At 70.0% G+C, this 25,377-nt stretch carries 23 protein-coding genes; 11 read left to right on the plus strand and 12 right to left on the minus strand.

Annotation, left to right across the window (positions count from 1 at the left end; translation table 11 throughout):
- Nucleotides 1–23 precede the first annotated feature (23 nt).
- The 7 genes from ABTV91_RS08880 to ABTV91_RS08910 all read right to left on the minus strand — a co-directional run bounded on the left by ABTV91_RS08880 (nucleotide 24) and on the right by ABTV91_RS08910 (nucleotide 8,286).
- Nucleotides 24–353, minus strand: coding sequence for a DUF3325 domain-containing protein (locus tag ABTV91_RS08880; protein WP_433851103.1), 330 nt, complete (start codon nucleotides 351–353; stop codon nucleotides 24–26).
- A complete protein-coding gene (locus ABTV91_RS08885) occupies nucleotides 350–1,969 on the minus strand; it encodes a PepSY-associated TM helix domain-containing protein (RefSeq protein ID WP_433851104.1) in 1,620 nt (539 codons plus the stop codon). Before ABTV91_RS08885 ends, ABTV91_RS08880 begins: the two co-directional genes overlap by 4 nt.
- Entirely contained in the window at nucleotides 1,966–2,295 is a 330-nt protein-coding gene (locus tag ABTV91_RS08890) for a DUF3649 domain-containing protein (RefSeq protein WP_433851105.1), read from the minus strand. Before ABTV91_RS08890 ends, ABTV91_RS08885 begins: the two co-directional genes overlap by 4 nt.
- Nucleotides 2,296–2,396: 101 nt before the next feature.
- Nucleotides 2,397–4,616: a TonB-dependent siderophore receptor gene (locus ABTV91_RS08895; RefSeq protein ID WP_433851106.1), complete on the minus strand. Its 2,220-nt coding sequence runs from the start codon at nucleotides 4,614–4,616 to the stop codon at nucleotides 2,397–2,399.
- 311 nt (nucleotides 4,617–4,927) lie between these two features.
- The gene (locus ABTV91_RS08900; protein WP_433851107.1) at nucleotides 4,928–6,211 is read right to left on the minus strand and encodes a DUF445 domain-containing protein; all 1,284 of its coding nucleotides are present in this window, start codon (nucleotides 6,209–6,211) and stop codon (nucleotides 4,928–4,930) included.
- Nucleotides 6,212–6,213: 2 nt separating this feature from the next.
- On the minus strand, nucleotides 6,214–7,287 hold the full coding sequence (locus tag ABTV91_RS08905) for a DUF5671 domain-containing protein (RefSeq protein WP_433851108.1): 1,074 nt from the start codon (nucleotides 7,285–7,287) through the stop codon (nucleotides 6,214–6,216).
- Between the two features lie 135 nt (nucleotides 7,288–7,422).
- Nucleotides 7,423–8,286: a plasmid replication/partition related protein gene (locus ABTV91_RS08910; protein WP_433854158.1), complete on the minus strand. Its 864-nt coding sequence runs from the start codon at nucleotides 8,284–8,286 to the stop codon at nucleotides 7,423–7,425.
- A 120-nt stretch (nucleotides 8,287–8,406) separates the two neighbouring features.
- Between ABTV91_RS08910 and ABTV91_RS08915 the strand changes: the two genes are divergently transcribed.
- The 4 genes from ABTV91_RS08915 to dapA all read left to right on the plus strand — a co-directional run bounded on the left by ABTV91_RS08915 (nucleotide 8,407) and on the right by dapA (nucleotide 10,660).
- Nucleotides 8,407–8,766 carry a DUF1304 domain-containing protein gene (locus tag ABTV91_RS08915; RefSeq protein ID WP_433851109.1) on the plus strand — a complete coding sequence of 120 codons (360 nt, stop codon included), beginning with the start codon at nucleotides 8,407–8,409 and terminating at the stop codon, nucleotides 8,764–8,766.
- A 49-nt stretch (nucleotides 8,767–8,815) separates the two neighbouring features.
- Nucleotides 8,816–9,172, plus strand: coding sequence for a GlpM family protein (locus ABTV91_RS08920; RefSeq protein ID WP_433851110.1), 357 nt, complete (start codon nucleotides 8,816–8,818; stop codon nucleotides 9,170–9,172).
- A gap of 4 nt (nucleotides 9,173–9,176) precedes the next feature.
- Entirely contained in the window at nucleotides 9,177–9,611 is a 435-nt protein-coding gene (locus ABTV91_RS08925) for a hypothetical protein (protein ID WP_433851111.1), read from the plus strand.
- A 149-nt stretch (nucleotides 9,612–9,760) separates the two neighbouring features.
- Nucleotides 9,761–10,660, plus strand: coding sequence for a 4-hydroxy-tetrahydrodipicolinate synthase (gene dapA / locus ABTV91_RS08930; RefSeq protein WP_433851112.1), 900 nt, complete (start codon nucleotides 9,761–9,763; stop codon nucleotides 10,658–10,660).
- A gap of 92 nt (nucleotides 10,661–10,752) precedes the next feature.
- On the opposite strand, the gene ABTV91_RS08935 is transcribed toward dapA, so the two are convergent.
- Nucleotides 10,753–11,187, minus strand: coding sequence for a PepSY domain-containing protein (locus ABTV91_RS08935; protein WP_433851113.1), 435 nt, complete (start codon nucleotides 11,185–11,187; stop codon nucleotides 10,753–10,755).
- Nucleotides 11,188–11,550: 363 nt separating this feature from the next.
- Between ABTV91_RS08935 and ABTV91_RS08940 the strand changes: the two genes are divergently transcribed.
- A complete protein-coding gene (locus ABTV91_RS08940; protein WP_433851114.1) occupies nucleotides 11,551–12,831 on the plus strand; it encodes an MFS transporter in 1,281 nt (426 codons plus the stop codon).
- Between the two features lie 144 nt (nucleotides 12,832–12,975).
- On the opposite strand, the gene ABTV91_RS08945 is transcribed toward ABTV91_RS08940, so the two are convergent.
- From ABTV91_RS08945 to ABTV91_RS08955, 3 genes are all read right to left on the minus strand, one after another.
- Nucleotides 12,976–13,437 carry a bacteriohemerythrin gene (locus tag ABTV91_RS08945; protein ID WP_433851115.1) on the minus strand — a complete coding sequence of 154 codons (462 nt, stop codon included), beginning with the start codon at nucleotides 13,435–13,437 and terminating at the stop codon, nucleotides 12,976–12,978.
- A gap of 89 nt (nucleotides 13,438–13,526) precedes the next feature.
- Entirely contained in the window at nucleotides 13,527–14,831 is a 1,305-nt protein-coding gene (locus ABTV91_RS08950) for a GGDEF domain-containing response regulator (RefSeq protein ID WP_433854159.1), read from the minus strand.
- Between the two features lie 155 nt (nucleotides 14,832–14,986).
- Complete coding sequence (locus ABTV91_RS08955) at nucleotides 14,987–16,279, minus strand: NAD(P)/FAD-dependent oxidoreductase (RefSeq protein ID WP_433851116.1); 1,293 nt, start codon at nucleotides 16,277–16,279, stop codon at nucleotides 14,987–14,989.
- A gap of 187 nt (nucleotides 16,280–16,466) precedes the next feature.
- Between ABTV91_RS08955 and ABTV91_RS08960 the strand changes: the two genes are divergently transcribed.
- The 6 genes from ABTV91_RS08960 to ABTV91_RS08985 all read left to right on the plus strand — a co-directional run bounded on the left by ABTV91_RS08960 (nucleotide 16,467) and on the right by ABTV91_RS08985 (nucleotide 23,813).
- A complete protein-coding gene (locus ABTV91_RS08960) occupies nucleotides 16,467–17,858 on the plus strand; it encodes a glutamine synthetase family protein (RefSeq protein WP_433851117.1) in 1,392 nt (463 codons plus the stop codon).
- Between the two features lie 147 nt (nucleotides 17,859–18,005).
- Entirely contained in the window at nucleotides 18,006–19,130 is a 1,125-nt protein-coding gene (locus ABTV91_RS08965) for a polyamine ABC transporter substrate-binding protein (RefSeq protein WP_433851118.1), read from the plus strand.
- A gap of 261 nt (nucleotides 19,131–19,391) precedes the next feature.
- Nucleotides 19,392–20,534: an ABC transporter ATP-binding protein gene (locus ABTV91_RS08970; RefSeq protein WP_433851119.1), complete on the plus strand. Its 1,143-nt coding sequence runs from the start codon at nucleotides 19,392–19,394 to the stop codon at nucleotides 20,532–20,534.
- Entirely contained in the window at nucleotides 20,531–21,457 is a 927-nt protein-coding gene (locus ABTV91_RS08975; RefSeq protein ID WP_433851120.1) for an ABC transporter permease subunit, read from the plus strand. Before ABTV91_RS08970 ends, ABTV91_RS08975 begins: the two co-directional genes overlap by 4 nt.
- Complete coding sequence (locus ABTV91_RS08980; RefSeq protein WP_433851121.1) at nucleotides 21,454–22,299, plus strand: ABC transporter permease subunit; 846 nt, start codon at nucleotides 21,454–21,456, stop codon at nucleotides 22,297–22,299. The genes ABTV91_RS08975 and ABTV91_RS08980 overlap by 4 nt, the downstream gene beginning before the upstream one ends.
- 146 nt (nucleotides 22,300–22,445) lie before the next feature.
- The gene (locus ABTV91_RS08985) at nucleotides 22,446–23,813 is read left to right on the plus strand and encodes an NAD-dependent succinate-semialdehyde dehydrogenase (RefSeq protein ID WP_433851122.1); all 1,368 of its coding nucleotides are present in this window, start codon (nucleotides 22,446–22,448) and stop codon (nucleotides 23,811–23,813) included.
- Between the two features lie 255 nt (nucleotides 23,814–24,068).
- Here the strand turns inward: ABTV91_RS08985 and ABTV91_RS08990 are convergent, their stop codons facing one another.
- Nucleotides 24,069–25,373: a M24 family metallopeptidase gene (locus ABTV91_RS08990; protein WP_433851123.1), complete on the minus strand. Its 1,305-nt coding sequence runs from the start codon at nucleotides 25,371–25,373 to the stop codon at nucleotides 24,069–24,071.
- Nucleotides 25,374–25,377 lie beyond the last annotated feature (4 nt).

Raw genomic sequence — 25,377 nt, forward strand, 5'->3', positions numbered from 1 at the left:
CCGCCGTTGCATCCGCGCTGCCGTCAGGCCAGCGCGGCCAGCAGTCCAGCCACCGGCAGCGTCCACGCCAGCGGCGCGATCCAGCGCCGCCGGTACGGATACAGGGCGAAGGCCAGCACCAGTCCGGCGACGGTCAGCGCGCCCAGCCACGACACCGGACCCAGCGCCCAGCCCTGCGCACGCACGCACAGGCCGAAGGCGAGAGTGAGCATCGTCCAGCCCAGCCAGCGCCACAGCCGCCTGCGCGCCGGGCTGGCGGCCGCCTTGCCGTGCAGTTCCTGCTGGTGCTTCTCCATCGCCAGCGACAGGGCGACGAAGGCGGAGAACGACAGGCCGAGGACGAACGCCATCATGCGCGCGCCTCCATGGCGGCGGCTTGTTGCCGGCGCTTCTTCTCGGCCGCGCCGAGCGGCGGCTGCCAGCGCTGCATGCGCCGGGCGCAGCCGGCCAGCATCGCGCCGAACGCGACCATGGCCAGGTCGAAACCGGCCAGTACCCAGTCGCCGTCGGCGATGGCCGCGACCAGGTTGGTCTGCGTGGTCAGCGCGTTGAGCAGCGGCAGCAGCGCGAACGCGGCCGCGCCGAGGTACAGCTGCCAGGCCCACATCATCCGCCGCGGCCACACGAAGGCGGCCAGCAGGGCCGCGCCCCAGGCCCAGAAGAACACGTTGGCCTCGGCCGCCGGGCGCCCGGCCATCTGCAGCGGCAGCAGGCGGTTGCCCCAGAAGTAGGCGGCGAAGGCGATGGGCAGGCCGGCCACGGCGCCGATGTTCAAGGCATCCACCAGGCGCAGGCCGAAGCCGGTCCTGCCGGCCTTTGCATGCCTGGGCCGCTCCTTGACCGCCCACAGCACCACGCCGCTGGCCACCATCAGGCAGCCGACCAGCCCGGACAGGAAGAACAGCGCGCGCAGGCCCCAGTCGGCGAAACGGGCCAGGTGCAGGCCGTACATCACCCCGCGCGTGCGCGTGGCGCCGCCGGCCTCCGGGCTGGCGCCGAGCAGCGCGCCGCTGACCGCGTCGTAGCGCAGCGACGGCGTGTCGATGCTCAACCGCCGGCCGTCGCGCTGGTGGATGTCGACCACCGCGTTGGCGGCGCCGGGGCGGTGCACGACGAAGCCGGCTACCTCCGCGCCCTTCCATTGCCGCCGCGCGCTGTCCAGTAGCTGCTGGATCGGCAGCGGCGCCGCGCGGCCCTCGGCCGGCCCCTCGACCTCGGCCAGGCGCGCGAAGGCGTCGTTGAAGAAGGCGTCCTCGTCGTCCGGGTAGGCCGCCTTCACCCCCCACGGCAGGTACAGGAACATCAGCGTCACGATGCCGGTGTAGGTGATCATCGCGTGGTAGGGCAGTGCCATCACCGCGCTGACGTTGTGGAAATCCAGCCACGAACGCAGGCCCTTTTCCGGACGGAAGGTGAAGAAGTCCTTGAAGATCTTCTTGTGGGTGATCACGCCAGTGACGATGGCCACCAGCATGAACATCGCGCAGAAGCCGACGATCCAGCGCGCCCAGATCACCGGGATGTAGTGCAGGTCGAAGTGCAGGCGGTAGAAGAAGTCGCCGCCGCGGGTGTCGCGCGCGCTCACTTCCCGGCCGGTGTTGGGGTCGAGCGTGGCGTCGCCGAAGCGGCCGCCGCCGCGACGGCGCCGCTTCTCGCCTTCGGCCGGCGGCTCGACCATGGATTCGGGATTGCGCCAGAACGTGCGCATCGCCGGGTTGCGCGCGTCGGGCAGGCTGACGTTCCAGCTTTCGGCCTGCGGCGCTTTCTGGCGCAGGAACGCCAGCGCGTTGGCCGCGGCCTGGTCGGCGCCGACCGTGCTGCGCGGCAGTTCCGGGCGCATCCAGCGGCTGATCTCCTCGCGGTAGTAGCTGGCGGTGCCAGCCATGAAGATCAGCAGCAGCACCCAGCCCACCAGCAGGCCGGTCCAGGTGTGCAGCCACGCCATCGACTGGCGGAATCCGTTCTTCATGCCGGCGCTCCCAGCAGGTGCGTGCCCAGCCAGAACAGCGCCGCGGGCAGCGCGATGCCGGCCCAGGCGCGCAGCGCGGTGCGGGTGGCGAAGGCCCACAGCGCGGCGCACGCGCACAGCGCGATGGCCACGAGCATGCCGGTCAGCACCGCCTGGCTGCGCGCCATCGGCAGTGCCACGGCGAGGAACGCGGCCGACGCGGCGGCCAGGGCGTAGCCGCCGAGGATCGCCGCCAGCGTGCGCGACAACACGCCCAGCCAGGGGCGGGCGAGGAAAGCACCGAGCCGGCGGTGCCACGGGGGGGGAGGGGGCGTCGTGTTGTCCACGGAGTCTGCGGTATCGGATCGGACGGGCGCCGCGCGGTGCGCGCGGCGGAAGGAGGCCATCCCTGGCCGGCGCTGCATCCGGCAGCGTTTCCCTGGAGGGCTTACAGCTTCCAGCGCAGGGTCAGGCGCACGTTGCGCGGCTCGCCCCAGTACACGCCGTCGTAGAAGCCGACGTTGCTGTAGTACTTCTTGTCCAGCAGGTTGTTGATGTTCAGCTGTGCCGAGAAGTTGTCGTTGAAGCGGTAGCCGGCGAAGGCGTTGAGCAGGAAGAACGCGTCCTGGGTGATCGGCGACTTGTAGGTCCTGCCGCTGGTCGCGTAGTCGGCGGCCGGGCGGTTGGTCATGCGCCAGATCCCGCTCTGCCAGGTCGCGCCGCCGCCCAGCGACAGCCGGCCCCAGGCGCCGCCGGGACGCCAGCTGGTGTTCAGGCGGAAGGTGTCCACCGGCGTGGTGGTGTTCTGGCGCACGCCCTGCTGGTTGCGGATGGTGGTATGGGCATAGCCGGCCGACAGGTTCCAGTGTTCGCCGAGGCTGCCCTGGGCTTCGACTTCCCAGCCCTTGACCTTGTTGCCCTTGCCGGTGGAGCGGTAGGCGCTGGCGCCGTCGGGCAGCGAGCCTTCCGGCACCGAATCGTCCAGCTCGGCGACGTTGTCCTTCTCGCCCTCGAACACCGCCGCGGAGGCGTTCAGCAGGCCGTCGAAGAACTCGGCCTTGACGCCGGCCTCCCACATGTCGCCCACCACCGGTTCCAGGTAGCGGTTGTCCTTGTCGCGGTAGTTCTGCGGCTGGAAGATGTCGGTGTAGCTGGCGTAGGCGCTGAAGTGCCCGCCGAAGTCGTAGACCAGGCCGGCGTACGGGGTCAGCGCGTCGTCCGGCTTGTAGCCGCCGCGGCGGGTGCCGAGCAGTTTGCCGGCGCTGTCGCGGGTGTAGTTCCAGCTGCGTGTCTCCCAGCTTCCGTAACGCGCGCCCAGCACCGCCAGCAGCGGATCGGCCAGCTGCAGGCGGGCGGCGGCGTAGGCGGCGCGCTGCTTCAGTTCGTCCTGCGATGCCAGCCAGCCGGGGCGGGTGACGGGCAGCGGCGCGACGTTGCCGTCCCAGTGGCGCCAGTCGGCAACCTGGTCGTAGCCATCGGGATAGTCGTAGTCGGTCGCCGGCACCTCGCCCTTGCGCAGCGACTGGCCGACGCCGACCACCAGTTCGTGTTCGCGTCCGAACAGGCGGAACGGGCCGCCGGCGTTGACGTCGAACACCTGCATGTCGCCGCGTTCGCCGAACACGCCGACATAGGCGCTCACGCCGCTGCCGTCCGGGCGCGGATAGCCGGCGGCGCCGTACCAGACCTCGCCCTGCGTATCGCGCCTGGAGCGGGTGTAGCTGGCCCTGGCCGACCAGTCGTGACCCAGGCTCTGCTCCAGCCGCGCGAACGCGGTCTTCTCCACGATCGGCCATTGGCTCCAGCGCGCTGACAGATTGGTCGAGCGCGGCAGGTTGGCCGGCTGGCCGTCCACGCCCCAGTACGGCACCACGCCCCAGGTCACGCCGGAGGTCTCCGGCGACTGGTATTCGTAGCCGGCTTCCAGCAGCGTGCGGCTGGTGAGGTCGGCCTGGACGATGCCGTAGAACACGTCCTTGTCCAGCCGGTACACGTCGCGGAACGAATCGCCCTGCTGCTTGGCCGCGACCATGCGCGCGCGGACGCGGCCGTCCAGCGCGACCGGGCCGCCGATGTCGGCCTCCAGGCGCTGGTTGCCCCAGCGCCCGGCCATCAGGCTGGCGCTCATCGCGAACTGGCCGGTGGGGCGCTTGCGCACGTAGTTCACGGTGCCCGACGGATCGCCTGCGCCGGTGGTCAGGCCGGTGGCGCCGCGGACCACCTCGATGCGCTCGTAGATGGCGCTGTCGGTATTGGTCTTGATGTAGCCGCCGAAGGTATTGAGCATGCCGTCGACCTGGAAATTGCTGATGTTGTAGCCGCGCGAGACGTAGTTGATGCGCTCGCTGTCGGTGACCGAGACGTGCACGCCGGTCACCTGGCCCATCACGTCGGACATCGCGTGCAGGCCCATGTCGTCCAGCCGCTGGCGGGTCAGCACGGTGACCGACTGCGGGGTGTGGCGCAGCGACAGGTCGAGCCTGGTCGCGGTGCGCGCGTGTTTGACCGTGTACGAATCGTTGGCCTCGGCCACCACCTTGACCGTATCGAGGGTGGCGGCATCGCCGGGCGCGGTCTGGGCCAGTGCCGCGGGCGCGGACAGGGCGGTGGTCAGGGCGACGGCCAGCAGCGCGGGCCGCGGCGACGGAAGGGAACGTGGGGACTGCATCGGGGTTTCCTGGTTGGCGGTAGGGGATGGCCAACCGGAGGAATCGCCCACGGCAGCGCGCCACGCCGGGCGTGGATCGCGTGCTGCACGTCGCCTCTCCCGCAAGTCGGCCCGCATGCACGGCACGACGCGCGTCGGCGTCGTATCGCATCGCATTGATTCGGGGGTACACGGGGCTGGCGACAAAAGATGCGGGTGCATCGTGCCGCGGGAGGCTGGGCGTACTGCCTACCCTTTAACGATAACCATTCTCAATTGATCGGGCAACAGGCGCGGGCCGGTCTGTCGCCTTGGCGCGCGCCAAGGCGCGGTCAGAAGCGCAGCCAGCCGGTCAGCGCGTGCAGCAGCAGGCCGATCAGGCCGCCGACCAGGGTGCCGTTGAAGCGGATGTACTGCAGGTCGCGGCCCACGCTCAGTTCCAGCTGTTCGACCAGCTTGCGTTCGTCCCAGCCCTTCACCGTCTGTGCGATGTGCGCGGTCACGCCGCTGCGCAGCCGCGTGGTGAGTTTTTCCGCGCCGGCCAGCATGTGCTGGTTGAGCGCGTCGCGCAGCGCCGGGTCGCGGCCGATGGCGGCGCCGAGCCGGCCGAGGTTGCGTTCCAGGTGGGCGGCCAGCGCCGAATCCTCGCGCGAGAGGTCGGTGCGCAGCTGCGCGTGGATGCGCTGCCACAGTCCCTGCACGTAGTCCTGCACGGCCGGGTGATCGATCATCTGCTGCTTGAGTGCGTCGACCCTTGCGGCCAGCGCCGGGTCTTCGCGCAGCCGCTGCATGTAGCCGCCGAGCCAGCGCGCGTAGTCCTGGCGCAACGGATGGCCGGGCTGGGAGAGGATGGCCTGCAGTTCGTCCAGCCCGGCACGGGCCAGGCGGTCGGCGAGCGAGTCGCCGATCTCGTCGATGGGCTTGACCCAGTCCACGGTGCTGGCCAGCTTCGGCCATTCCTTGCGGATGTAGCGCACGATCAGCGCCGACGCGCGCTCGCGCACGGCCTCGCTGTCGAGCCAGCCGGCGACGCGGGTCAGGCCCTCGTCGAGCACGCGCTGGTGGCGGTCGTCGGCGGTGAGCAGGCCGAGCAGGTCGCCGGCGGTGGCCGCGGCGTTCCACTGCCGCAGCTGTTCGGCCACGAAGCCCTGGATGGCGCGGCGCACGGCGGCCTCGTCCAGCAGGTCCAGCGCCTGCAGCGCCCAGCCGCGCGCCATGCCGGCGAGCATGCGCGCCTGCTGCGGCTGCGCCAGCCACTGGCCCAGGCGCGTGGCCGGGTCGAACACCTCCAGCTTGGCCAGCAGCGCTTGCGGCTCGAGGAAGTGGTCGCGCACGAATACCGCCAGGCTGTCGGCGATGCGCGCCTTGTTGCGCGGGATGATCGCGGTATGCGGGATGGGCAGGTTGAGCGGGCGGCGGAACAGCGCCACCACCGCGAACCAGTCGGCCAGCGCGCCGACCGTGGCCGCCTCGCAGAACGCGCCCACCCACGCCCAGACGCCGCGCTCGCCGTTGAGGTGGCTGACGACGAAGCCGGCCAGCATCGCCAGCAGCATCGCCAGCGCGTACAGCTTGAGCCGGCGCAGCTGCGCGCGGCGCGGATCGGCGCGCTCCATGCTCAGTCCTTGTCGCCGGCGCCGCGGCCGAAGCAGTGCGGACCGGCCGGATGCGCCCACTGCCCGGCCTGCGGCAGGCGCCAGCGCGCGCGGCGCTGGCCGCTGTCGGTGGCGAAATCGGCGCACAGTTCGTAGTGGGTGTCGTCGATGCGGCGGTAGCGGTAGTCCGCGCCGCCGGCCGGATCGCGGCGCGGCAGGCTGACGCCCGGCTGCGCGTCCAGCGCGTCGAGGTCGGGCGGCAACGCCTCGTGCTGGTTGCGCCAGGCGGCGACGGCCATCTCCAGGGTCTGCAGGTCGGCGATGCGCGCCTCGTCCAGCCGCAGCTGCCGCTGCTGCATCGGCGAATCCATGGTCCACACGCCGGCGGCGACCGCCAGCGCGGTGGCGATGCCGGTCGCCCACAGCACGCCGCGGCCGGAACCGGCACGGCCGCCGTCGTCGACCTCCTCGCGGCGCAGGTCGCGCAGGTAGTGGCCGAACACGGTGCCGGCGATCGCCGCCACCACCGCCACCTTGAGCACGAAGCGCAGGCTCAGCTCGCCGCCGAGCAGGTTGAACACCAGCGTGGTCAGGTCGCCGATCAGCACGGTGGCGGCGACGAACAGGGTCAGGTAGGTCAGCCAGCGGCGGATCGGCGACAGCCGCTTGATCGGGTTGCGCGCAACGTCCTGGGCGAGGTGGCGGGAGAGGAAGGCGAACACCGGGAAGGCGATGACCAGCGCCGAGATCGACCAGCGGATCGAGCCGGTCAGCCGCACCACCTGCCACTGCGCGTCGGCCGGGTCGGGCAGGGCGTGCTCCAGCAGCGCGAACAGCAGGCTGCCCAGGTTCCAGGCGAAGAAGTACAGGGTGCTGAACAGCACCAGGTAGAGGAAGGCTTCGCGCGCGGACAGCGAGGCGCGCGGGCGCGGCACCGGCAGCGCGAAATCCACCTCGGCCCAGCCGTCGAGCACGCCGCTTACCTGCTCGGCGCTCCAGCCTGCGGCGAGCAGGGCCGCGGTCACCTGTTCACGGTCGTGGCCGCGCATCAGCGCGTCGCGGACGAATTGCTCCAGTTCCGGGGATGCCGAGGCCATCGCGGTTCCTCGTTGGGGGATGGCGCATGGTGAACGCCCCGCGGGCAGTCATGCAATCGCGCCCGGCCATCACGCGTTGGTCCCCGCAGGTGTGCGGGATGCCTGCCGGGTTCGACAGGGCGGGGTCCGGCCGCTCTAGGGCTCGCCGGCATTCAGCCGCGCGCGCAGCGCATCCAGTTCCATGCGCAGTGCCTGGTTCTCCGCGGTCAGCGAGGCCACGCGCTGGCGCAGGGTTTCCACTTCGCCTTCATCCGGCATGGTCTGCATGGAGCTGGGCTGCGTGGCATCGTTGGCGTCGGCCATGGGTTCGACGGCCGCCCTGGGCTTGCGGCGCGATTCGCGCACGCGCTTGGCCGCTTCCTTCAGCTCGCTCCGGCCGCCCTGTGCGGCCGCGCGCTGTTCCTCCTCCGGCAGGCTGGCGACCACGGCGGCGGCACTGAGCGAAATCTCGCCCGCCTTCACCGCCTCGATCACTTCCTGCGCGGCGTGCGCGCTGATCTTCTCGATCAGCGTCACCTGGCTGGCGCTGAGCTTGGCTTCGCGCGCAAGGTCGGCCTTGGACAGCTTCGGCGCCGGTTCCCACGGCGGCGAATCGGCGTCGGCCTGGCCCTGCGCGGCGGACGGCGCCGCTTCGCCCTCGCTCTCGCGGCGCAGCTGCTCCTGTTCTGCGCGGCGGCGCGCCTCGACGATCGCGCGCTTGCGCAGCGCCAGCACGCCGCGCTGGAAATCGGACACGCTGCGCCGGCCCAGGTGCTGCTCGATCATCCACAGGTGCACGTCCTCCATCGACTGGAAGCGCGTGTTCTGCACCGTCTGGAAGGGAATGCCGTGCCTGCTGCAGATGCCATAGCGGTTGTGGCCGTCGACCAGCACGTTGCCCCACAGCACCAGCGCGTCGCGGCAGCCCTCGGCCAGCAGGCTGCGCTCCAGCGCGTCGTGTTCATCCGGCGTCAGCGGATCGATGTAGGCCTTGAGTTCTTCGTTGACGATGATGTCCATGCGCATGCCGGTGGAACGGGGGGCGGCATTGTAAGTGAGGCGGAGGACGGCACGGCCGCCCTGCTTGCCGGCCTGCAGGAAGTCGATCATGCTCGCCTGCCGCGACTGGACGAGGCGGTCATGCTCCTCATTGCCGATATCGCCACCGCCCTGGTCGCGCTGATCCATGCCTGCATCCTTGTCCTGGAGATGTTCCTGTGGACCAGGCCGGCAGGGCGCAAGGCCTTTGGCCTGAGCCGCGAGTTCGCCGGGCAGACGAAGGTGCTGGCGGCGAACCAGGGGCTCTACAACGGCTTCCTGGCCGCCGGTCTGGTCTATGGCCTGGTGCTGGGCCCGGCCGGCTACGGTGTGCGGACGTTCTTCCTGGCCTGCGTCCTGGTGGCCGGCCTCTACGGCGCCGCCACCGCCAGCCGCAGGATCCTGTTCGTGCAGGCGCTGCCGGCCGCGCTCGCGCTGGCGCTGGTCCTGGCGGTCCGCTAGCGCCGCGGCACGAAGTCCGGGTTTCCCATAGAGCCACATCGACGACCCGATGATTCCCCTGTTCCTGAAATCGCTGCTGGGCGCGCTGGCCGTGCTGGCCATCGCGCTGCTGGCCCGGTCCAGGAGTTTCTTCATCGCCGGCCTGGTGCCGCTGTTTCCCACCTTCGCGCTGATCGCCCATTACATCGTCGGCACGGAGCGCTCCGGCGCCGACCTGCAGAAGACGGCGCTGTTCGGGCTGTGGTCGCTCTTTCCCTACGCCGGTTACCTGGTCGCGGTCTATTTCGGCAGCGTGCGCTGGCCCCTGGCGGTGACGCTGGGCGTGGCGACGGCGGTGTGGGTGCTGATGGCGCTGGGCATGATCGTGCTGTGGGGACGGCTGCATCCTTCGGCGGCGGGTGCCTGAGCCCATGGCCGGCGGGAACGCGCTGAAACGCCTGCCGTTGTCCGCGCTCCTGGCCGTTCTTGCACTGTCCGCCGCGTCCGCCCAGGAGGCGTCCTCCGCATGGACGATCGAAGGCGGGCGCTGGCAGCAGGGCGCCGCCGGCGGCACTTACCGCATCGTGGTCGAGCACGTCGGTTTCGAGCACGTCAGCTGCCGTGTCGGCATCGCCTGGATGGCGGCTGCAACCACCGGTCGTCCGGCGGCGGTGCTGGCCGAGGTTCCGTTCGCCGAACTGTCGAACGGCTTCTGGGCCTGCGACGCGGACGCGGAAGGCGTGCGGCTCGACGGCGACCTCCTGGCGGTACGGGCCACGCACACATATTCCGGCCAACCGCGCACCTTCACCGTGCGGCTGGGAACACCGGGCAGGTACCGCTGCGAGGACTGCGGCGCGCCGTGACATCGGCGCGGGGCGGAGTGCGGTTTCGTTCGGGCTGAAACCATCGCTGGCGTACGGTCGTGCGTGCAGGGCAGCGTGCGCGTCTTCCCGATTAGACCTTCCCGTTTAGAATCGGGGTTTCCCCTCCCCAACGCCCTCCGGATACCGCGATGACTTCCTCCCACGTCCCCCTCCGCGGCAGCATCGTCGCGCTCGTCACGCCCATGCACGAAGACGGCAGCGTGGATTATCCGGCGCTGCGCCGGCTGGTCGACTGGCATGTGGCCGAGGGCACGGACTGCATCGGCGTGGTCGGCACCACCGGCGAGTCGCCGACGGTGGACGTGGAGGAACACTGCGAGATCATCCGCGTGACCGTGGAGCAGGCCGCCGGCCGCGTGCCGGTGATGGCCGGCTGCGGCGGCAACTCCACCGCCGAGGCCATCGCGCTGGCGCAGTACGCGCGCAGGGTCGGCGCCGACAGCCAGCTGCAGGTGGTGCCGTACTACAACAAGCCGGGGCAGGAAGGGCAATACCGCCATTTCAAGGCGATCGCCGAGGCCACCGGCGACCTGCCGATCGTGCTCTACAACGTGCCCGGCCGCAGCGTGGCCGACCTGCAGCACGACACCGTGCTGCGGCTGGCGCAGGTGCCGGGCGTCATCGGCATCAAGGAAGCCACCGGCAACCTGGAGCGCGCGCAGTGGCTGATCCGCGAGGCGCCGGAAGGATTCGCGGTGTATTCGGGCGACGACGCCACCGCGGTGGCGCTGATGCTCTGCGGCGGCCACGGCAACGTGAGCGTCACCGCCAACCTCGCCCCGCGCCTGATGCATGAGCTGTGCGTGGCCGCGCTGGCCGGCGAGGTGCGCGCGGCGATGGCGATCCAGCAGCGCCTGCTGCCGCTGCACAGGCAGCTGTTCGTCGAGGCCAACCCGATCCCCGTGAAGTGGGCGATGCATCGCCTGGGCCTGTGCGGCGGCACCCTGCGTTTGCCGATGACCGAGCTCGAACCCGGCAACCAGCCCAAGGTCGAAGCGGCGCTGCGCGAGGCCGGCCTGCTGGCCTGACCGGCACGACGTCGGCCCGGAGCGCGCCGCGCGGGCGCACTCCAGGCCGCGAACGGCTACCGGCCGCCACATGCGGCCGGTGGCCGCGGGAATCAGTCCTTTTCCAGCGCGATTACTTCGCCGGTGGCCGGGTCCAGGCGCACCTTGACCTTCTCGCCTTCGGCGGTCCGGCCCTTGGCTTCCCACAGGCCGTCGTCGAGCTTGACGTCATGCACGCCGCTGTAGCCGGCCGCGGAAAGCTGGGCGCGCACATCGGCCTCGCCCAGCTGCGAAACCGCCTTTTCCGGGTAGACGCGGCCGGTGCGCGGATCCAGGCGCACGTCCACGTCCTTGCCATCGGCGCTGGTCGCATCGGCCTTCCACATGCCGTCCTCGAACTCCAGGTCCTTCACTTTGGTGTAACCCTGCGCCTCCAGCTGCGCGCGCACCTGCGGCGCGGTGAGCGCGTCCTGCGCCTGGGCGATGCCGGTGCCGGCCAGCGCGAAGGCGGCGGCGAGAAGGGCGGTCTGTAGCGGTCGCTTGTTCATGGGGTCTGCTCCTGTTCGTTTCATCGCGCATTGCACGCAGCCCGGACCGTAGCCGGGCGACCCTATACCGCGCCGTGAACCGGCGCCCTCCACGCGTGCATCCGCTCCGCCGCGGTTAACCGAGGTGTAAGGCAGGGCAAGAAATCGTTCAATGCCCGTCGATGGGCGTCGAAGCGGGATGAAACCGCACCGCCATCGGCGGAACCGGCGAAGGCCGGGACGGTTCGCGACGTGACCCATCCAGGCGCCTGCGGCCGCGACGGATGGAACGTGCGCGCCGGTCATCGGTGTCGTCTGCAACCGGCCTGCGGCGGGCGCCGGGCGCATGGCAGACTGCGCCGGTCTCCCATTGCCCTGGCGCCCATGCCTTCCACCGCCGCTTCCGCCAACTCCCCGCGCCGCGTGCTCGCCGCCAGCCTGGTCGGCACCACTATCGAGTTCTTCGATTTCTACATCTACGCCACCGCGGCGGTGCTGGTGTTCCCGAAGCTGTTCTTTCCCGAGAGCAGCACGAATGCGGCGCTGCTGCAGTCGCTGGCGACCTTCGCGGTGGCCTTCATCGCGCGGCCGGTCGGCTCGGCGCTGTTCGGCCATTACGGCGACCGCATCGGCCGCAAGGCCACGCTGGTGGCGGCGCTGCTGACGATGGGGCTGTCCACGGTGGCGATCGGCCTGCTGCCGACCTACGCCAGCATCGGGTTGCTGGCGCCGGCGCTGCTGGCGCTGTGCCGCTTCGGCCAGGGCCTGGGCCTGGGCGGGGAGTGGGGCGGGGCGGTGCTGCTGGCCACCGAGAACGCGCCGCCGGGCAAGCGCGCCTGGTACGGCATGTTCCCGCAGCTGGGCGCGCCGCTGGGGTTCCTGATGTCGGCGGGCATCTTCCTGCTGCTGGGCCGGCTGATGGACGATGCGGCGTTCCAGGCCTGGGGCTGGCGCGTGCCGTTCCTGGCCAGCGCGCTGCTGGTGATCGTGGGCCTGTGGGTGCGGCTGAACATCCACGAGACCCCGGACTTCCGCCGCGCGGTGGAAGGCGGGCAGCGGGTGCGCCTGCCGATGCGCGAGGTGATCGCCGGGCACGGCTTCGCGCTGGTCGCCGGCACCCTGGCCGCGTTCGCGACCTTCGTGCTGTTCTACCTGATGACGGTGTTCACCCTGGGCTACGGCACCTCGGCGCTGGGCTATACGCGCGAACAGTTCCTGCTGCTGCAGATGGTCGGCATCCTGTTCTTCGCCGCCGGCATCCCGCTGGCGGCGCTGCACGGCGACCGCCACGGCACGATCCGCACGATGCTGCTGGCGACGCTGGCCATCTTCGTGTTCGGGCTGCTGTTCAAGCCGCTGTTCCAGGCCGCGCACCCGTGGCAGGTGCTGGGCTTCCTGTCGCTGGGGCTGTTCCTGATGGGCCTGACCTACGGCCCCTGCGGCACCATGCTGGCCGGCCTCTATCCGGTGCAGGTGCGCTACACCGGCGCGTCGCTGTCGTTCAACCTGGCCGGCATCCTCGGCGCGGCGCCCGCGCCGTATGCGGCGACGTGGCTGGCCGGGAAGTTCGGCGTCGGCGCGGTCGGGGGGTACCTGTGCGCGACCGCGCTGGCCACCGCGCTGGCGCTGTGGGCGATCCAGCGCCGCGATACGGCGCGGCGCTGACGCGGCCCGCGCGGGGTACGAGCGGGGTGGCCGCCGTCCATGGCGGCCGTCGGCCGTCGATGGCCGGTGCCGGGCGTCGTTCCCGGCGGTTCCCGTTCCATGGTTTGCTCCCTGCGCCGCACGGCGCCGGGCGGCCGCGGGAAGTCAGCGGAACAGGCGCTTGAGCGTGCGTCCGAGCCAGCCGCCTTCCTCGTGGTCGCGGGCGAACTTGTTGAGGTGGCGCTTGACCTGTTCGGCGTAGGCCTTGTCGTCGCCGCGGATGTGGTTGAACAGCCAGCGCGAGAGCATGTTGCGCAGCTCGTCGGTGATGTCCTCGCCGGCCTCGAAGCGCATCCGGTATTCGGAGACGCGCTTGATGAACACCTCGTGCACGCGCTTGTGCGCGGCGCAGAACGGGTAGCCGGCCTCCTCCATCAGCTCTTCCTCGAAGGCGAAGTGCGACAGGGTGTAGTCGATCAGTTCGTTGATGACCTCGCCGACGGCGACGCGCTCCAGGCTCTTCTGGGTCACGTGCAGGTGGTTGAGCATCTCCACGATGCGCATGTGCTGGTGGTCGATGACCTCCACGCCCGTGTTGAGATCGTCCTGCCAGACCAGAAGTGCCAACGCCGTTTCTCCAGATGAGTGCTGTCGGGGCGCACTCTAGGGACGGCGGCGGACCGCCGCGTTGATCTGGATCAAAGCCGGCCGGCGGTTCAGGCCAGGGTGACGGTGTGCACGCGGTTGCGGCCGCCGGCCTTGGCCAGGTAGAGCTGGCGGTCGGCCTCGGCGATCAGCGCATGCAGGGTGCCGCTGCGGGCCGGCATGCGGCAGACGCCGATGCTCACGGTCATGCGCAGCGTGCGGCCGCCCAGGGTCAGTTCCAGCGCGGCGACGGCCGCGCGCAGCTGTTCGAAGTGCCGCGCGCAGGCGTCCTCGTCCGGCGCGGCGACCAGCAGGCAGAACTCCTCGCCGCCGAAACGCGCGCTGAGGTCCTGGGCACGGGTATGGGCGTGCAGCACGCCGGCCACCGCGCGCAGCGCCTGGTCGCCGGCCTCGTGGCCCAGGCTGTCGTTGATGTGCTTGAAGTGGTCGATGTCGACCATCGCCACCGCCACGCCATCGGCATCGGCGGCATGCCGCTCGAGCCGGCGCTGGCTCTGTTCCAGGAAACTGCGGCGGTTGGGCAGGCCGGTGAGGAAGTCGCGCGTGGCCAGGTCCTGCAGGGTGCCGATCAGCTCGAGCTGGTCCACGTTCTGCGAGACCCGGCAGAAGAACTCCTCGCGCGAGAACGGCTTGCGCAGGAAGTCGTTGGCGCCGTTCTTGAGGAAGCGCGGGATCAGCGAGGGGTCGGCGTTGCCGGAGATGCCGATCACCGCGACCTTGTCGCGCGCGCGCAGGGCGCGCAGGCGGCGGGTCAGTTCGACGCCGTCCATGCCCGGCATTTCCTGGTCGACGATGGCCAGGCGGATCGCCGGGTCGGCCTCCAGCGCCTGCAGCGCGGCGTGGCCGTCGGCGGCCTGCGCGACGCGGTAGCCGTACATGCGCAGCAGCGAGGCGGCGTAGCCGCGCGCCGAGGGCGAGTCGTCCACCACCAGCGCCGAAATGCGGCGGTTGCGGTCCAGCCGCTGCACCAGCCAGACCAGGTAGTCCAGACTGCCGGGGGTGTTCTTCAGCACGTAGTCGATGATGTCCTGCTGCAGCACGCGCTTGCGCAGGTCCTCGTCGTAGACGCTGCTGACCACGATGGTCGGCAGCCCGCGCTCGACGAAGTACGCCACCACGCCGTCGCGGTCGCCGTCTGACAGCACCAGCCCGGTCAGCACCAGGAACCAGTCGTCCTCGGCGTCGAGAAGAGCGCCGGCCTCGGCCAGCGAGGACGCCACGCTGACCGGCAGTTCCAGGCGCTGCTCGATCGCCTCGCGCAGCATCGAGGTGAAGGTGCGCGAGTTCTCGACCAGCAGGATGCGTTGCGGCAGGGGGGCGATCGGTCGGCTGTCGAAGCCGGCCGGTGGCGACACTGTCATGGGGGCGGGGGATCCGGTGGCGGGTCGTCGCATCCGGTTAGCGGCCGGCGCGCGGCGGACTTTAACCCGGCGCCGCCGACAGCACGATGACGGGGATCATGGCGCGGGTCGCGCAGGTGTGGCGGGCATCGGCGCCGTGGCCGGCGCCCTCACCACAGCAGGTCGCGCAGCTTGTACCAGGACATCGCCGCCACCAGCAGCGGCCGGCGCAGCGCCGCGCCGCCGGGAAAACGCTGGTGGGCAATGCGCTCGAACACGTCCAGCCGCTGCGCCTGCCCGGCGATGGCCTCGGCGATGACCTCGCCGGCAAGGCCGGTGCTGGCCACGCCGTGGCCGGAGAAACCCTGCGCGAAATAGACGTTGGGCGTGAGCCGGCCCCAGTGCGGGGCGCGGTTGCGGGTGATGTCGATGTAGCCGCCCCACACGTACTCCAGTTCCACGTCGGCCAGCTGCGGGAACACCGCGCGCATGCGCCGGGTCATCACCCCGCGCAGGCCCGGCGGCGGCAGCGCCGAGTAGCTGGCCTGGCCGCCGAACAGCAGGCGGTGGTCGCGGCTGAGGCGGAAATAGTCCAGCGCCCAGTTCACGTCGGCCACGGCCATGTCGTTGCCGATCAGGCCGCGCGCGCGCTCGGCGCCGAGCGGCGCGGTCGCGCCGATGTAAGTGCCCACCGGCATCATCCGCGCTTCCAGCTCCGGCGCGATGCCCTGCAGCCAGGCGTTGCCGGCCAGCACCACGAAGTCGGCCCCGACCCGGCCCTGCGCGGTGTGCAGCGCGGGCCGCGCGCCGCGCTCCAGGCGCTGCACCGGCGAGTGCTCGTGCACGATGACGCCGGCCGCTTCGGCGGCGCGCGCCAGCCCCTGCGCATAGGCCAGCGGATGCAGGTGGCCGCTGGCCGGGTCGTACAGCGCGCCGCGGTAGCGGTCGCTGGCCAGCACCTGGCGCAGCTGCGCGCGGTCCCACCACTGCAGCGGGTAGTCGTAGCGCCGCGCCATCGTTTCCAGGCCGGCGCGCAGCGCGCGCTCCTGGCGGCGGCGGATCGGCACGCTGGCGTGGCCGTCGCGCCAGTCGCAGTCGATGCGGTGGCGCGCGATGCGCTCCTTGAGCCTGCTCAGGCCGTCGCGCGAGAAATCGAACAGCAGGCGCGCGTCGTCCTCGCCGAGCAGCGATTCCAGCGTGTGCTGGTCGCAGCCGTAGCCGACCAGCGCCTGGCCGCCGTTGCGGCCGGAAGCGCCCCAGCCGACGCGCGCGGCCTCCAGCACGGTCACCCGGTAGCCTTTTTCGGCCAGGGCCAGTGCGGCGGTCAGCCCGGTATAGCCGGCGCCCAGCACCGCCACGTCCGCGCGCGCCTGGCCGCGCAATGGCGCGCGCGGCGCGGCCGGCGGCAGGCTGGCGGCGTACCAGCTGGGCGGATGGTCGGACCGGGTAGCGTCCACGGGCATCAGGCGCATCGAAACAGGCGGGGCAGTGCAGTCTACGTGCCCGGGCGCCCCGTCCGCACCGCCGCGGCGCGGCGCCGCCGGTTGCCTAAATGGCGGGGCGGCAGTAGCGTGCCTGCACGCCTCGCCACCGGGGCAGGGCATGCGTGCCGGTGGCGGGCGCCTGTCATGCAACCGAAGCCGAACCATCATGAGCTCCCGCCCCCGTTCCCGTCCCCGCAAGACCGTCGCCGCGCAGGAAGACAGCACCCTGCTGCGCTGGCTCAAGCAGCGGAACATCACCGAGGTCGAGTGCCTGGTGCCGGACATCACCGGCAACGCGCGCGGCAAGATCATCCCGGCCGACAAGTTCTCCCACGACTACGGCACGCGCCTGCCCGAGGGCATCTTCGCCACCACGGTCACCGGCGATTCCCCCGACGACTACTACGAACTGGTGGCCCCGGCCGATTCGGACATGGTGCTGCGCCCGGACCCGGACACGGTGCGCATGGTGCCGTGGGCGGCCGACCCCACCGCCCAGGTCATCCACGACTGCTATACGCGCAGCGGGCAGCCGCACGAACTGGCGCCGCGCAACGTGCTGCGGCGGGTGCTGGCCGCCTACGACGAGCTGGGGCTCAAGCCGATCGTGGCGCCGGAGGTGGAGTTCTTCCTGGTGCAGAAGAACACCGACCCGGATTTCCCGCTGCTGCCGCCGGCCGGCCGCTCCGGGCGCCCGGAAACCGCGCGCCAGTCGTATTCGATCGACGCGGTCAACGAGTTCGATCCCATCCTCGACCTGATGTACGACTACTGCGACGCGATGCAGCTGGACGTGGACACGCTGATCCACGAATCCGGCGCGGCGCAGCTGGAAGTGAACTTCACCCACGCCGACGCCATGGCGCTGGCCGACCAGGTGTTCCTGTTCAAGCGCACCATGCGCGAGGCGGCGATGCGCCACGGCGTGTACGCCACCTTCCTGGCCAAGCCCATGGAGACCGAGCCGGGCAGCGCGATGCACATCCACCAGAGCCTGCTGCGCACCAGCGACGGGAGCAACGTGTTCGCCGGCGAAGGCGAGGGCGAGTACAGCGCGCTGTTCATGCAGTACCTGGGCGGGCTGCAGAAGTACGTGCCGATGGCCATGGCCTTCTTCGCGCCGAACGTGAACTCCTACCGCCGGCTGGTGTTCGGCGAGGTGTCGCCGAGCAACGTCGAATGGGGCTTCGACAACCGCACCTGCGGCCTGCGCGTGCCGATCGACAGCCTGGAGAACAGCCGCGTGGAAAGCCGCTTCGCCGGTTCCGACGCCAACCCCTACCTGGCGATGGCCGCGACCCTGGCCTGCGGTCTGCTCGGCATCCGCGAGAAGCTCACCCCGGCCGCGCCGGTGGCCGGCAACGCCAAGGCGCCCGGCTACCAGCTGCCGCGCTCGCTGGGCGAGGCGCTGGACGGGCTGGAGGGCTGCGAGCCGCTGCAGGAACTGCTCGGCCGTCGCTTCTGCCGCGCCTATGTCTCGGTCAAGCGCAAGGAGTACGAGACCTTCTTCCGCGTCATCAGCTCCTGGGAACGCGAATTCCTGCTGCTCAACGTCTGACCCCGCGTCCGTAGGAGCGGCTTAAGCCGCGATGGGGTTTGCCCGGCAAAGCCCCATCGCGACTGAAGTCGCTCCTGCAGGGGCTTCATGGGACAATATCCCGCCCGCCGGTTCAGCCGGCCCCTCCCGGATCACACTGGAGAACCCATGAATCTGCGCATCCTGACCGTTGGCGTCGCCATGTCCCTGCTCGCCGCCTGCGGCGGCAAGGAAGAGGGCGCCAGGACCGCCGACGGCGGCGAGGCCAAGGTCCTCAACGTCTACAACTACTCGGACTACATCGCCGAGGACACCATCCCGAACTTCGAGAAGGCGACCGGCGTCAAGGTCACCTACGACGTGTTCGACAGCGACGAGATGGTCGAGACCAAGCTGCTGACCGGCAACAGCGGCTACGACATCGTGGTGCCGACGCTGAACTTCTTCGGCCGCCAGATCCAGGCCGGCGTGTTCCTGCCGCTGGACAAGAGCAGGATCCCCAACCTGGCCAACCTCGATCCGGACGTGATGGCGCGCATCGCCGGCCAGGACCCGGAGAACAAGTACGGCGTGCCGTACATGATCGGCACCACCGGCATCGGCTACAACGTGGCCAAGCTCAAGGAGCGTTTCGGCGGCAGCGACGACATCGCCAACAGCTGGGACCTGGTGTTCAAGCCGGAGAACATCGCAAAGATGAAGGACTGCGGTGTCACCATCCTCGACACCCCGTCGGACATGATTCCGATCGCGCTGCACTACCTGGGCCAGGACCCGCACAGTACCGATCCGGCCACGATCCAGAAGGCCGCCGACCTGCTCAAGACCATCCGCCCGTACGTGCAGAATTTCCACTCCAGCCAGTACGTCGGTTCGCTGGCCAATGGCAGCACCTGCCTGGTGGTGGGCTGGTCGGGCGACATCATCCAGGCCCGCGACCGCGCCGAGGAGGCCGGCAACGGCGTGGAAGTGGCCTATTCGATCCCGAAGGAAGGCGCGCCGCAGTGGTTCGACATGCTGGCCATCCCCAAGGACGCCAAGCACCCGGAGAACGCCTATGCGTTCATCAACTACCTGCTCGAACCGCAGGTGGCCGCCAACAACACCAACGTCACCCACTATGCCAACCCGGTGAAGTCGGCCACGCCGCTGGTGGACGCGGCGATCCGCGAGGACAGGACCATCTACCCGCCGGAAGACGTGGCGGCGAAGATGTTCACCTACGCGATCAACCCGCCGGAAGTGGACAAGCTCTACACCCGGCTGTGGACCGAGATCAAGACCGGGCGCTGAACTACGCATTCGCGTAGTTCCCCAAGGTTTGCAAGGCAAACCTTGGGCCCCGGCTCATCTTCATCCACATCCCCCGCGCCTTTGGCGCGCCCCCCTTGGACTCCAAGGGGGGCTTCTCCTTCGGCCGGCATTTCTGGCGCGCCACCCGGTCCATGCAGCGTCGAACAGGGCATTCCTGCGTGGAACGGCAGGGTGTCGCCGGCAAAAAGCCGGGACTACACTACGCGCGTTTGCCCGTCCCGCCCGCACCCGGAATCCTTCATGCCCGTTGATGCCAAGACCGACGTCCGGCCCGACGCCATCGCCCTGAACAGCGAACCCGGCTACCTGTCCATTCGCGACCTGCGCAAGGAATTCGACGGCTTCGTCGCCGTCGACGACGTCAACCTGGACGTGCGCAAGGGCGAGATCTTCGCCCTGCTGGGCGGCTCGGGCAGCGGCAAGTCCACGCTGCTGCGCTGCCTGGCCGGCTTCGAGACGCCGACCCGCGGCAGGATCCTGCTCGACGGGCAGGAGATCAACGCGCTGCCGCCCTACGAGCGGCCGATCAACATGATGTTCCAGTCCTATGCGCTGTTCCCGCACATGACCGTGGAGCAGAACATCGCCTTCGGCCTGAAGCAGGACGGCATGGCCAAGGACGCCATCGCCCGTCGCGTCGGCGAGATGCTGGAACTGGTGCAGCTGCAGAAGCTGGGCAAGCGCAAGCCGCACCAGCTCTCCGGCGGCCAGCAGCAGCGCGTGGCGCTGGCGCGCTCGCTGGCCAAGGGGCCGAAGCTGCTGCTGCTGGACGAGCCGATGGGCGCACTGGACAAGAAGCTGCGCTCGAAGATGCAGCTGGAGCTGGTCAACATCATCGAGCAGCTCGGCGTGACCTGCGTGATGGTCACCCACGACCAGGAAGAGGCGATGACCATGGCCACCCGCATCGCGGTGATGGACCAGGGCTGGATCCAGCAGATCGGCAAGCCGGACGACATCTACGAGCAGCCGGCCAACCGCTTCGTCGCCGGCTTCATCGGCTCGGTGAACCTGTTCGAGGGCGTGATCGACGAGGACCTGCCCGAATACGTCACCGTGCGCACCGCCGATTTCCCGGCGCCGATCTACGTCGGCCACGGCATCACCGGCTACGAAGGGCAGCCGGTGGCCTTCGCGCTGCGCCCGGAGAAGGTGCACATCGCCAAGGACGAGCCCGAGGGCGACACCAACAAGGCGTTCGGCGTGGTCGAGGACATCGCCTATTTCGGCAGCCACTCGGTCTACCACGTGCGCCTGCCCAGCGGCGCCAAGATCCTGTCCAACTTCGCCAACATGAAGCGCTGGGACAGCGACGGCATCACCTGGAACGACGAGGTCTGGGTGAGCTGGGACGACAACGACGGCGTGGTGCTGACCTCATGAGCGCGCGCGGGCCGAACCCGGCGGGGTGGCGGCGCTGGCTGCCGGGCACGCGCGCCGGCGTGATCGGCGTGCCCTACCTGTGGCTGCTGCTGTTCTTCGCGATCCCGTTCCTGATCGTGCTGAAGATCTCCTTCGCGAAGATGGCGGTGGCGATGCCGCCGTACACGGCCATCGTGGCGTACGTGGACAACGCCTTCACCATCAACCTCAACCTGGGCAACTACACCCAGCTGTTCGCCGACAGCCAGTACGTCGTGGCCTACCTCAGCTCGATCAGGATCGCGGTCATCGCCACGTTCCTCACGCTGCTGATCGGCTACCCGATGGCCTACGTGATCTCGCGCATGTCGCCGTCGGCGCGCAACATCGCGATGATGCTGGTGGTGCTGCCGTCGTGGACCTCGTTCCTGATCCGCGTCTACGCGTGGATCGGCATCCTCGACAGCAACGGCCTGCTCAACCGCACGCTGATGGGCATGGGCCTGATCGACGAACCGCTGCGCATCCTCTACACGCCGCTGGCGGCCTACATCGGCATCGTCTACTGCTACCTGCCGTTCATGGTGCTGCCGCTGTACGCCAACCTGGTCAAGCTCGACCACCGCCTGCTGGAAGCGGCCTACGACCTCGGCGCCAGGCCGTGGCAGGCGTTCGTGCGCATCACCCTGCCGCTGTCGCGCAGCGGCATCGTCGCCGGCTGCATGCTGGTGATGATCCCGGCGGTGGGCGAGTTCGTCATTCCGGAAATGCTCGGCGGCCCGGACACGCTGATGATCGGCCGCGTGCTGTGGGGCGAGTTCTTCAACAACCGCGACTGGCCGCTGGCCTCGGCGGTGGCGATCGTGATGCTGCTGCTGCTGCTGATCCCGATCCTGGTCTTCAACCGCGCCCAGCAGCGCGAGCTGGAAGGAAAGCTGGCATGAGCATGACCCGGCGTGGTTCCTGGCTGGGCTGGAACGTGCTGCTGTTCGGCTTCGCCTTCCTGTACCTGCCGATCCTGTTGCTGGTGCTGTACTCGTTCAACTCCTCGCGGCTGGCGACGGTGTGGGCGGGCTTCTCCACGCAGTGGTACGGCGAGCTGTTCCGAGACCGGCAACTGCTGGAGGCGGCCTGGGTCAGCCTCAAGGTCGCGTTCTGGACCGCGAGCGCGTCGATGGTGCTCGGCACCATGGCGGCGATGGCGATGACCCGTTTCCGGCGCTTCCCCGGCAAGACCGTGTTCGGCGCGCTGGTGACCGCGCCGCTGGTGATGCCGGAAGTGATCATCGGGCTGTCGATCCTGCTGATGCTGGTGTCGATGGGCGGCCTGTTCGGGCTGCCGTCCAAGGGCGTGGTGGCGATCTGGATCGCACACGTCACCTTCACCATCTCCTTCGTGACCGTGGTGGTGTCCTCGCGCCTGCAGGAACTGGACCGCTCGCTGGAGGAGGCGGCCATGGACCTGGGCGCCAACCGGCTCAAGGTGTTCTTCCTGATCACCCTGCCGATCATCGCCCCGGCGCTGCTGTCCGGCTGGCTGCTGGCCTTCACCCTGTCGCTGGACGACGTGGTGATCGCCAGCTTCGTCGCCGGCCCCAGCTCGACCACGCTGCCGATGAAGATCTTCGCCTCGGTGCGCATGGGCGTGAGCCCGAAGATCAACGCCCTGGCCACCCTGCTGGTGCTGGCGGTATCGACCGTGGCCTTCGTCGGCTGGTGGATCTCCGCCCGCGCCGAGAAGCGGCGCCAGCGCGACATGCAGCTGGCGCTGCAGGACAACGGCTGAGGCGCGCCGGGCTTCATGCGGGGCAAGCTCCGCATCTACGTGCTGCCCCGTAGGTGTCGGGCTTGCCCGGCACCGGACCGGGTCGACGCAACCGCAACATCGCCGGCGCTATCCTGCGGGCCTTCGTTGGATGCAGGTGCAGCGCCATGGCTTCTTACCAGACCCTCAATCCCTTCGACGGCCGCGCCCTGCGCACGATCGAGCTGATGAGCGCCGTTGCCGTCGAGCAGCGGCTGGCCGCCGCCGAGGCGGCGTTTCCCGCGTGGTCGGGCAGGTCGCTGGCGCAGCGTGGCGACCTGCTGCGCGGCGTGGGCGCGGGGCTGCGCGCGCGCCGCGACGAGCTCCAGCGCACGATGACCCTGGAGATGGGCAAGCTGCGCGGCGAGGCGCTGGCTGAGATCGAGAAGAGTGCGGCGGCCTGCGAGTATTACGCCGACCACGCCGCCGGCTACCTGCAGCCGCAGGCGATACCCACCGAGGCGCAGCGCAGCTACGTGTGCTACCAGCCCATCGGCTGCGTGCTGGCGGTGATGCCGTGGAATTTCCCGGTATGGCAGGTGTTCCGCTTCCTGGCGCCGTCGCTGATGGCCGGCAACGTCGCCCTGCTCAAGCACGCCAGCAACGTGCCCGGCTGCGCCGACCTGATCGCCGCGGTGCTGGCCGATGCCGGTGTGCCGACCGGCGTGTTCGACGTGCTGCACATCGACAACGACCAGGCCGCCGACGTGCTGCGCGACCGCCGGATCAAGGCGGTCACGCTCACCGGCAGCGAGCGCGCCGGGCGCTCCATCGCCGCCAACGCCGGCGACCAGCTGAAGAAATGCGTGATGGAACTGGGCGGCAGCGACGCCTTCGTGGTGCTGGACGATGCCGACCTGGACGCCGCCGTCGCCGCGGCGGTGAAGTCGCGCTTCGACAACGCCGGACAGACCTGCATCGCCGCCAAGCGCTTCGTGCTGGTCGAATCCATCGCCGACGCCTTCGTGCGGGGTTTCGTCGAAGCGGCCAAGACGCGGGTGTATGGCGATCCGCAGGACGAAGCCACCACGCTGGCGCCGATGGCCCGCGCCGACCTGCGCGACGGCCTGCACCGGCAGGTACGCGCGAGCATCGACAGCGGCGCCAGGGCGTTGCTGGGCTGCGAACCGCTGGCCGGCACCCACGCCGGTTACCCGGCGTCGATCCTCGACCACGTGGCGCCGGGCATGCCGGCGTACGAGGAGGAGCTGTTCGGCCCGGTCGCCGCGATCCTGCGGGTGAAGGACGAGGCCGACGCGGTGCGCGTGGCCAACGACACCACCTTCGGCCTGGGCGGCAGCGTATGGACGCGCGATGTCGCGCGCGGCGAGCGCGTCGCCGCGCAGCTGCAGTGCGGCGCGGCGTTCGTCAATTCGGTGGTCAGGAGCGACGTGCGGCTGCCGTTCGGCGGCACCAGGCGCTCGGGCTTCGGCCGCGAACTGGCCGAGCACGGCATCCGCGAGTTCACCAACATCAAGACGATCTATGTGGCCTGAGGCGGTTTTCAGTCGGCAGGGGACGTCGGCAACTCGCGCCGCCGATGACACTGCACACCCGTAGGAGCGACTTCAGTTGCGTTGGCTTTTCGCAGGTAAGGCCCCGTTCGCGGCTGAAAACGCTCCTACGGGGATTCCTGCAGCCGAAGAGGGCGCCGGTGGGCTCGACGGCATCATGTAGGAGCGACTTCAGTCGCGATGGCCTTTCGCCGGGAAGTCCCCGTCGCGGCTGAAGCCGCTCCTGCCGGGGTTCCGTCAGCCGAACGGGTGGTCGATCGACGGGCTCTGCGGCGTCAGCAGCTCGGCGCCGTCGGCGGTGATGTGCAGGATGTCCTCCAGGCGTACGCCGAACCTGTCCGGGATGTAGATGCCCGGTTCGTCGCTGAAGGTCATGCCCGGTTCGAGCAGGTGCTTGTTGCCGCGGACCAGGTAATCCCACTCGTGCATGTCCATGCCGATGCCGTGGCCGAGGCGGTGGCTGAAATAGGTGTAGTCCGGACCGTAGCCGGCGTCGACGATGACCTTGCGTGCGGCGGCGTCCAGCGCTTCCATCGCCACGCCCGGGCGGGCGGCCTTCAATGCGCTGGTCTGGGCCTTCAGCACGATGTCGAAGATGTGGCGGATGTCGTCGCCGGCCTTGCCCAGCACCACGGTGCGGGTGATGTCGCTGGTGTAGCCGTCGGCCCTGCAGCCGCCGTCGAAGATGACCGGCGTGCCCTCGGTGAGCCGCTGCGGCGCGTCCGAGCCGTGCGGCGAGGCGGTGTATTTGCCGATGTTGACGTCGGCGCTGCCGCGCAGGCCGGTGCGCGCATAGGCCATGGTCACCAGTGCGGCGATGTCGTCCTCGGTCATGCCCGGCGTCAGCGCCTTCCACACGGCCTCGTACACCGCCAGCGTGGTCTGGTTGGCCAGGCGCATCAGCGCCAGTTCCGCCGGACTCTTGATGCGCCGGCAGCCGGCCGTGACCGGCCAGGCATCGACGAAGGTGGCGTGGGGCAGGGCGTCCATGATGCCCTTGCTGCGGAAGAACGGTACGGTTTCCTCGATGCCGACCGTGCCGTTGGCGGCGCCGAAGCCGCGCAGCACCTGCGCGACCAGCGCGTAGGGGTCCTCGTCTTCCTGCCAGCCGCGCACGTCGTTGCCGAGCTTGATCTGCTCCAGCGTGCGGCCGCGCTCGAACTCGGGCGTGACGTACACCGGTTCGCCCGAGCGCGGCAGGATCACGCCGGTCAGGCGCTCGCTGTTCCACCAGTGCATGCCGGTGAAGTAGGTCAGCGAGGTGCCGGCGCCGATGAACACCGCGTTGATCCTGTGTTCGTCCATCAATTGCTGCGCCCGTGCCAGGCGCTGCCTGCGCTCGTCGGCGCTGATCGGCACCACCCGGTGCGCGACCGGCGTGAGCGCGCGGAGGGAGTCGGGAAGCGCGGACGCGTTGCCACCGTCCCCGGCCGCCAGCGCGTTGCGGGTCTGGCCGAGCAGGGGCAGCGCCGCGGCGCCGGCGGCCAGCGAGCCGCGCAGGAAATGCCGGCGGCGGTTGTCGAGGATGGCGTCGTTTCCCATGGGA

This window comes from Stenotrophomonas nitritireducens (assembly GCF_050984405.1).
In the GTDB taxonomy this organism is placed as follows: domain Bacteria; phylum Pseudomonadota; class Gammaproteobacteria; order Xanthomonadales; family Xanthomonadaceae; genus Stenotrophomonas; species Stenotrophomonas nitritireducens_B.